The following is an 8,473-nucleotide window of genomic DNA, read 5'->3' on the forward strand; positions in this document are numbered from 1 at the left end:
TCTTGTCTTTAAATATGATAATGACCCTTCAATTATGACTCAGTATTACAAAAATGGAGAAGGTGATCTTGTATCAATTAATTCAAACTTTGCAGTAGATGCTGGTATTAATCCTAAAAATGATGCTATAATTTTTGAAAAACCAGAAAATAATCCTTATGCTAACCTTATTGTTGTAAGAAAAGGTGATAAAGACAAATTAGTTATCAAAAAATTGATAGAAGCATTAAAATCTGATGATACTAAAAACTTTATTGACTCTAAATACAAAGGTAGCGTGGTTGCAGTTTAAAAAATTAAAAAAAAACAAATGACCTTTTTCGGTCATTTGTTTTTAATTTTAAATATCTTAACATTCTAATTTTTCAAAAAATCTAAAGACCTTTTTATTTTAGGTGCCGATTTTTTATAATTAATAGAAAGTTCTTTTAATAAATTTTTAAAGGACTCTTGCCCCAATTCATAATCATTCACTTCAAATTCTAATTCATAATCTTCTTTATTGTTTAAAAATATAGTCTTATCTAAAACAAGTAAACCTGTTTGTAATTTTTTTTCTTTTCTAAATGTTACTATTTCAGAGGTTAAGTAAGGGTTTCAGTACACGTCAATAGACGTCAAAATATTGATTTTAAGTGATTTTTGATTTTTTGAAACTCATTATGTCGCACTACAAATCAATAAAAACTCTACCTTTTTTAGATAAATATATCATCTGGATATTGAAGTTAAGCCCTGCTATCATTCCGATGGCAGGGCTTTTTTATATTTGGTACACTAACTTCTTATCTATATTTTGGTGGAGCTGAAGTTGACATCTACAAAGTTTAATGTTAGAATACATTCAAAAATATATTTTAATGAGGTGTTTTATGATTCAAAACATTGTTACTTCAATAATCCTATATTCTGGGACAGCCGTAGACTTACTTATTATCCTAATGTTATTTTTTGCCAAAAGAAAAAGCAGAAAGGACATCATTAACATCTATTTAGGACAATTTCTAGGCTCTGTTAGTCTAATATTACTAAGTTTGCTTTTTGCATTTGTCTTAAATTATATTCCTAGTAAAGAGATTTTAGGTTTACTCGGTTTGATTCCAATTTTCCTAGGCCTCAAAGTTTTGCTTTTAGGAGATTCTGATGGAGAAGCTATTGCAAAAGATGGTTTGAGCAAAGATAATAAAAACCTGATTTTTCTAGTCGCTATGATTACTTTTGCAAGTTGTGGCGCTGACAATATTGGTGTCTTTGTCCCATATTTTACCACCTTAAATTTAGAGAATTTGATAGTGACTTTACTTACTTTTCTAGTCATGATTTATCTCTTGGTTTTTTCTGCCCAAAAATTAGCACAAGTCCCTTCTGTTGGAGAAACTTTGGAAAAATATAGCAGATGGTTTATTGCTGTTGTCTATTTAGGATTGGGGATGTATATACTGATTGAAAACAACAGCTTTGACATGCTATGGGCTGTGTTAGGCTAGGAGAAAAAATTATGAAAAAAGATAGTATCTGTCAAGTGAATGTTATAAATCAACAAAATGTTACAACCGCAACGAACTACCTTGAAAAGAAAAAAGTCCAAAAATCACTTCGCATTTTATCAAAATTTACCGATAATAAACAGATAAATATCATCTTTTATCTCCTTGCCGTCGAAGAACTCTGTGTCTGCGATATAGCCTGTTTATTAAATCTCAGTATGGCATCTGCCTCCCACCATCTTCGTAAACTAGCCAATCAAAACATCTTGGACACTAGAAGAGAGGGGAAAATTATATATTATTTTATAAAAGATGAGGAAATCAGAGATTTTTTTAATCAACTAGGATAACAACTATTTTTACTACTTTATACTTTTCCATGATTATAGGGGGATTATATATGAAATTTTTTGAAGAAAATTATTCACAAGAAATACCTACTCGTATCAAAAATTCAAGAAAAAATACAATATTACACAAAGCGAACTAAGCAATGCAGATCAAGTTAGTCAAGTTGAAAGTGGTAAGCGACCAATTACGAGTTCGATGTTAGTTTATTTAAATGCTCTAACCGCTTCGAGCTATACGTATATCGTTTTTGGAGAGTTAGATGAGTTTATTGAGAATCTGTTTCATTATTTATTTCTAAATTAAATTTATTTTTTTTTAATTTTTTAACATTCTAATTTTTCAAAAAATCTAAAGACCTTTTTATTTTAGGTGCCGATTTTTTATAATTAATAGAAAGTTCTTTTAATAAATTTTTAAAGGACTCTTGCCCCAATTCATAATCATTCACTTCAAATTCTAATTCATAATCTTCTTTATTGTTTAAAAATATAGTCTTATCTAAAACAAGTAAACCTGTTTGTAATTTTTTTTCTTTTCTAAATGTTACTATTTCAGAAATCAAATATAAATGTTCTAAACATTTTATTTCCTTTAATTTATCACTTATTTCTTGAGGGCATACTTTGAAATCTATTTTTTTTATTGGCTCAATATTTGTTTCATTATTTATTTCTAAATTAAATTTATCTTTTTTTATTTTTAATGTTATTTCCTTTTTATTTTCATTTTTTCTTATTCTTAATGCTATATTATTGTTTTTCAAAGTATTTTTCTTATCGTCATAGTAATAATTTTCATTTATAATATTTTTTTCTTCTTTTAAATTAAAATATTTATAAATTTTTTGATATTCTTCTTTAGTTAAAAGACTTTTAAACTCTATCTCCTTTTCTTCCATTTATTATTTAATCCTTTCTACAATAAATAAAAAAGGAGGATTATTTTTTTGATTTATAAAATTGTATTTTAAAACTTCATATTCTTTTTGATCTAATGTTTTTAAAAACTTTTCTAATCCTTCTTTTTCTTTTTTTCCTTCTTCATGTCCCCAGTAAACTGTAATTATTATAATTCCTTTTTCTTCTAAAAAATTTAACATTTTTTCCACTGTTGCTTTAGTAATATCTACTTTGGTTGTTATAGTGTGGTCGCCAGAAGGTAGGTACCCCAGATTAAAAATAATTGCTGTTACTTTTTGAGGAACATATTTATCAAAATTTTCATGACTATCTAATATTAATTCACATTTGTTTTTATTAATTTCATTTTTTAATAAATCTTTCGTTTTTTCTATAGCTATTTTTTGAATATCAAACGAATATACTTTTTTAGCTGCACTTTTCACTAAAAACAAAGTGTCTTTACCATTTCCACAAGTTGCATCTATTACTACACTATTTTTATCTATTTTTTCATCTAAAATTCTTTTTGCAAATTTTAATACTTTATCCATTATTTCTTCCTTAGTTTAACAAATTATTTTTTCTTTGGTATAACAAAGTTTTATTCTTTATTTCTTCTATATATTTTTAACAACATAATAAAAAAACCTTGCTTTATGCAAGGTTTCATTTTTTACGCCACTCTTATAAATACTGGACCGCTTCCTAAATATGCAGTTGTTAATACTGTTTGGTTACCATTAAATCCACCGTGAACAGCTTGACCTCCTCCTGCATAAACTGCTATATGAGCATATCCTAGTCCACCATTAGCATAATAAATTAAATCTCCAGGTACTGCTTCACTAGCTGACACTACTGTACCTAATGCCATATATCCTGCTGGATAACTATGATGATTGATACCTACTGCTCTTAAAGCATTTGTTACAAGCATTGTACAATCTTGATATCTTCCTAATTGCGAAATAGCTGCTGAATAAATAGCATTTGCTTTATTTGAAGAAGATGGTGCTTGTTGAGTTTGTACTGGTTCTGATTGTTGAGCTACTGGTTGTTGAGCTGCTGGTTGCTCTACAACTTGTTGTTGCTTAACTTCTTGAGTAGCTGGAGCTTGTGCTTGTGAAGCTTCTTGTTTTTCTTCAGTCACTTGAGGTTCAGAAACCGCTTCTTGTTTTTCTTCAGTTGCAGGAGCTGTTTCTTTAACTACTCCAGTTACATTTAATACTTTTCCTACTAATATAAAATTAGGATTTTCTATACTGTTTGATTTTACCAAAGTATCTACAGTTAAACCAAATTGACTTGCAATTTTAAATAATGTATCTCCTGCTTTTACAGTATAAAATCCTGTTTCTTTTGCTTGTGCTATGTGTTTTCCTACTACATTATAAGAAAGTTCATCTCCCGGGAAGATTAAATCACTTCTTAAATTATTATCATTCATTAATTGTTCTACAGTCGTACCATTATTACGAGCTATATCCCAAAGTGTATCACCTTTTTTTACAGTATATGTATCAGCATCTGCCACTGTTGAAAATAATAGTGCCGCTGTTGCTACTACTGCTGTACTTGCTACAATCTTTTTAAATTTTGTCATGTTCTCTCCTTTATTACTCGGCCAATAGCCTTTTTTAAAAGTTTTCCATACTTTTTTATACACTCAATAAGTATATTTCAACTTACATTTTTAATAATAATATATATAAATCAAAAAATCTATACTTGTAACATTAATGTAATAATAGTGTAAGGTTTGTAATTTTTATAAATACATAAAAAATAAGTTGAATAAGTCCTTTAGTCAGATAAAAGGGCTTATTCAACCTATATACATAGTTTCTAAATTATCTTTTTAACTATTATTTTATTTTATAAATTTCACATCATAGTAATAATAAAGTGATTTTTCTTTATCGTCAATACCATACTTTTTATCATTAAACTTCAAAGTTATGTAACAAACAACTTTTTTATTTACATAATTTAAAATAGGGATAACTAATGTATCATCATTTTTTGTCCATTCACTTTGATCTGCTGGAACTGGTAAATTTGCTCCTCCTAAAGCTGGAGAAATTGTTGTTACAAAAGTTTTATCTCCTTTAAAATATGCTATATTCTGAGAATTAGGATTTATCATTTGCATAAGAGTTGCATGGTCATAATCTGAAGATTTTTCTTCATATTCTTTATATGTTATTTTCCCCGGTTTATTTAACAGTTGTCTTATGTCTGCAAGTACATCTTCTTCTTTATATGTCTTATGATTATAAACATTATAAACTTCAATCACTTCTTTAAGTGGAAATATATAGCCAATTTTCATATTATTAGCACCATAAATTATATCCACATTTTTTTCTGACATAGGAATAGATAAAAATCCTGGTGGCAATTCTCCTCTAGCTTGGTCTGGAGTTTTATAATCGAATGAATTTAAATTAAAAACTATCCAGTCACTTACTAAAGCTTTTGCTTTTTCATAATCATGCTTAAATTCAACCTTTTTTTCTTTATTTTCTTTGTTAGATTTATCTTCTGTAATAACTTTATTTTCTTCTTTTGTTTCATTAACAGCTTGGTTAGTATTAGATTCATCATTTTCTTTTTTAGTATGACTACAAGCAGTTAAAACAGTAAGAGAAGTCATTATAATAAATATTTTTTTAAATAAATTTTTCATATCAATATCCTCGTAAATTATCTTAAAAACATTATAGCATAAATTTTATAAATTTGTTCTCTTTTTTATAAATAAATGAATAATTATTATAAGTAATGATGAAAAGAATAAAAATATTAAATTATTAATAGTAAAATTTAAAAATGTTTTTTCAATAAACAAGCTATTTATCAAGATAAATATAATAGAAAATATAAATAAAAATAAAATTAGTAATTTTTTTAGATTACTTAAAGGTAAACTTACTCTATAAACCATAATTATCCCATTTAAAAGTGCTAATGAAAATAATGTATTTAAAGAATTAAAAATATTAGCTAAAATTGTTATAGCTAACAGAATACTTCCTGCAAAAACACTATTTAATAAAATTTTTTTCATAAAATCTTCTTGCACCTTTTTTCTATTCTCTTCTAATGTTAAAAAAAATGAAGGTATTCCTATGGTAAGTGCAGATATAATAGTAAACTGAATAGGAATAAATGGAAATTCAAAAGAAAATACTATCACTAAAAAAGAAAAACTTATAGAAAAAAAGGTTTTTATTAAAAATAGTGTAGCCACTTTACTTATATTATTTATAACTCTCCTACCTTCCATAAGCACCTTATAAAAAGAATTAAAGTTATCTGTCAAAAGAACAATATTACTAACACTTTTAACAGAACTTGGAGCATGTTTCATTGCAAAAGATATATCTGCTTTTTTCAAGGCTAATACATCATTAACTCCATCACCCACCATTGCAACTGTTTTTTTATTATTTTTTAAAATTTCAATCATTTTTTTCTTTTGAACAGGAGTAGTATGTCCAAAAATATTATTGTTTAAAACTACTTCTTCTAACTTTTCATCAGACACATTTTTCATGTCTACAGCTTTTTCAGATTGAATACCTGCTTTTTTAGCAATTACTAAAACACAATTCGGGTTATCTCCACTTATTACTTTTATATCTACAGCTTCTTTCTTGAAAAAGTCAAGAGTTTCTCTTGCATTATTCTTTATTTTATCAGAAAGGACAACAGTTCCTATTAACTCTGTATTTTTTGGTTTATTAATATATTCTTTGGATCTTGAAACTGCTAATATTCTATATCCTAAATTTTTTAAATTTTCATGTTTACTTCTATCCTTGTCTTGAAAGTTTAAAAAATCATAAGATCCAAAAAAGTAAGTACCTTCTCCTCTTACCTGAATATATGAATATTTACAATCGCTAGAAAATGATTTTTTCTTTAAAACTTGCCAAGTTGGCTCTAAATTAAGAATTTTTTTTATTGCTTTAGATGTCAAATTATCATCATCAAAATATGAAAGGTATTTTTCCAAAACATCTTTAGTTTTTTTATCAATACTAACTACTTCCATATCTCCTGTAGTTATTGTTCCTGTCTTATCAAAACAAAGTACATCCACCCTCGCCAGCATTTCCGTACAATATAGTTCTTGAACTAAAATTTTATCTTTAGCTAGTTTATAGGCAGACACAAAAAGTGAAACACTTGTTAAAAGAATCAACCCTTCTGGTATCATTCCTATTAATGCACCTACACTTTTTAAAACAACCTCTTCATAATTTAATCCTGATTTTTTTCCCTTTAAATATAATAATATGGCTATAGGAATAAGAAAAAAAGAGATGTATTTCAAAATTGCATTCATATAATCTCTCAATTTTGATGGATATTTTTTTAATATTTTTGCTTCTTTATTTATCTTATTTATAAAACTATCTTCCCCTACCTTGTCTACTTTTATTAAACAATTGCCAGATGTAATAAAACTTCCACTTAAAACTATATCTTTTTCTTTTTTAAAAACATTATCTGTTTCCCCTGTCAAAATAGATTCATTAACCTCTATTTCTCCCTCAAGAATAGTTCCATCACAAGGTATATTATCTCCACTATAAAGATGCAAAAATTCCCCTTCTACTATTTCATATTCAGCTATTTCTTCTATATTATTATTTCTATTTACCTTATATTTACTCTTAGATAAAAAACTTAATTTTTCTAATTCATTTTTTGATTTTATTTCTTGAAATATCCCAATCATTGTATTTATAAATATAACAAAAATAAAAAGTAAATTCTCATATCGCCTTGTAGTAGCTACTAATACGGCTAATACGGTAATTATAAAATTAAAAAAAGTAAATGTATTAGTAAAAATTATTTCCTTTGTACTTTTATAATTATTTTCTATACACCTATTTTTTTTAGATTTTCTTATAATTTCTTCTGTTAAATAGTTCAATTCATCTCCTCCTATTTTTACTAAATATTATATCAAAAATAATAAAAAATATTAACTTTTATGCTATAATTGTTATAGTATAAAAAAGAGGTGTCAATATGAAAATATTATTAGCTTATTCTTCTAAAACTAAAAATACTAAAAAAGTTGCATTAGAAATATATAATACTATAAACGAAGATAATAACGTAACTTTATTTGATATAAAAAAAGGTAAAATTTTAAAGGATACTTATGATTTATATATATTAGGATGTTGGGTTGACAAAGCTACAGCTAATAAGAATATGGTTAGATTCATTGAAAATAACAAAATAGAAAATAAAAAAACCATTCTTTTTATGACTTGTGGTGTTCCTAAAGAGCATGAACATGCTAAAGAATCTATAGATAATTTTAAAAAACTAATAGAAGAAAATAGTAATGAAGTTCTTTCTACTTTTATTTGTCAAGGTAAAATTGATCCTAAAATTATTTTAGTTTTTAAATTTTTAACTTGGAGAAATCCTGACTTTATTCATAAAGTAGATGATGAACTTTTAAAAATGGTCGAAGATAGCAAAACACATCCTGACAGCCAAGATTTACATGATGCTAGGGAATGGATAAAAACTTTACTATAATAAAAAGACGAGCTTTTGAATATAAATAAAGTTAATTTATACTAGCTTATTTTTATATCCACTCGTCTTTTTTATTACATTATAATATTTAAATTATGCAACTTTGTGATGTCCGCATTTGCAATCTTTTTGGCAATTGCATTTGTTTTCTTTGCAATT

The 8,473-nt window shown here is 26.1% G+C and carries 10 protein-coding genes; 4 read left to right on the top strand and 6 right to left on the bottom strand.

Features of this window, described 5'->3' with window-relative positions; all coding sequences use genetic code 11:
- A partial coding sequence (locus tag HMPREF1871_RS04195) for a MetQ/NlpA family ABC transporter substrate-binding protein (RefSeq protein WP_232297367.1) occupies positions 1 to 292 on the top strand: 292 nt, incomplete at its 5' end.
- Between the two features lie 65 nt (positions 293 to 357).
- Here HMPREF1871_RS04195 and HMPREF1871_RS06510 read toward each other — a convergent pair.
- Complete coding sequence (locus HMPREF1871_RS06510) at positions 358 to 576, bottom strand: CYTH domain-containing protein (protein ID WP_157058066.1); 219 nt, start codon at positions 574 to 576, stop codon at positions 358 to 360.
- A gap of 296 nt (positions 577 to 872) precedes the next feature.
- Between HMPREF1871_RS06510 and HMPREF1871_RS04200 the strand changes: the two genes are divergently transcribed.
- Complete coding sequence (locus HMPREF1871_RS04200) at positions 873 to 1,487, top strand: CadD family cadmium resistance transporter (RefSeq protein ID WP_066130387.1); 615 nt, start codon at positions 873 to 875, stop codon at positions 1,485 to 1,487.
- An 11-nt stretch (positions 1,488 to 1,498) separates the two neighbouring features.
- Positions 1,499 to 1,837: a Cd(II)/Zn(II)-sensing metalloregulatory transcriptional regulator CadX gene (cadX, locus tag HMPREF1871_RS04205; protein ID WP_066130389.1), complete on the top strand. Its 339-nt coding sequence runs from the start codon at positions 1,499 to 1,501 to the stop codon at positions 1,835 to 1,837.
- A 332-nt stretch (positions 1,838 to 2,169) separates the two neighbouring features.
- Here the strand turns inward: cadX and HMPREF1871_RS04210 are convergent, their stop codons facing one another.
- The 5 genes from HMPREF1871_RS04210 to HMPREF1871_RS04230 form a co-directional block, all read right to left on the bottom strand.
- The gene (locus tag HMPREF1871_RS04210; protein WP_066130392.1) at positions 2,170 to 2,736 is read right to left on the bottom strand and encodes a CYTH domain-containing protein; all 567 of its coding nucleotides are present in this window, start codon (positions 2,734 to 2,736) and stop codon (positions 2,170 to 2,172) included.
- Positions 2,737 to 2,739: 3 nt separating this feature from the next.
- Entirely contained in the window at positions 2,740 to 3,291 is a 552-nt protein-coding gene (locus tag HMPREF1871_RS04215) for a tRNA 5-(aminomethyl)-2-thiouridylate-methyltransferase MnmM (RefSeq protein ID WP_066130395.1), read from the bottom strand.
- A 122-nt stretch (positions 3,292 to 3,413) separates the two neighbouring features.
- A complete protein-coding gene (locus HMPREF1871_RS04220; RefSeq protein WP_066130397.1) occupies positions 3,414 to 4,343 on the bottom strand; it encodes a LysM peptidoglycan-binding domain-containing protein in 930 nt (309 codons plus the stop codon).
- A 267-nt stretch (positions 4,344 to 4,610) separates the two neighbouring features.
- Positions 4,611 to 5,429, bottom strand: a complete 819-nt coding sequence (locus tag HMPREF1871_RS04225; protein WP_066130400.1) for a hypothetical protein — start codon at positions 5,427 to 5,429, stop codon at positions 4,611 to 4,613.
- Between the two features lie 45 nt (positions 5,430 to 5,474).
- A complete protein-coding gene (locus tag HMPREF1871_RS04230; RefSeq protein WP_066130403.1) occupies positions 5,475 to 7,691 on the bottom strand; it encodes an HAD-IC family P-type ATPase in 2,217 nt (738 codons plus the stop codon).
- Positions 7,692 to 7,789: 98 nt separating this feature from the next.
- Between HMPREF1871_RS04230 and HMPREF1871_RS04235 the strand changes: the two genes are divergently transcribed.
- Positions 7,790 to 8,314 (top strand): flavodoxin family protein, encoded by a 525-nt coding sequence (locus tag HMPREF1871_RS04235; RefSeq protein ID WP_066130405.1) that lies wholly within the window; start codon positions 7,790 to 7,792, stop codon positions 8,312 to 8,314.
- Positions 8,315 to 8,473 lie beyond the last annotated feature (159 nt).

The organism is Gemelliphila asaccharolytica (assembly GCF_001553005.1).
GTDB classification, from domain to species: Bacteria; Bacillota; Bacilli; order Staphylococcales; family Gemellaceae; genus Gemelliphila; species Gemelliphila asaccharolytica.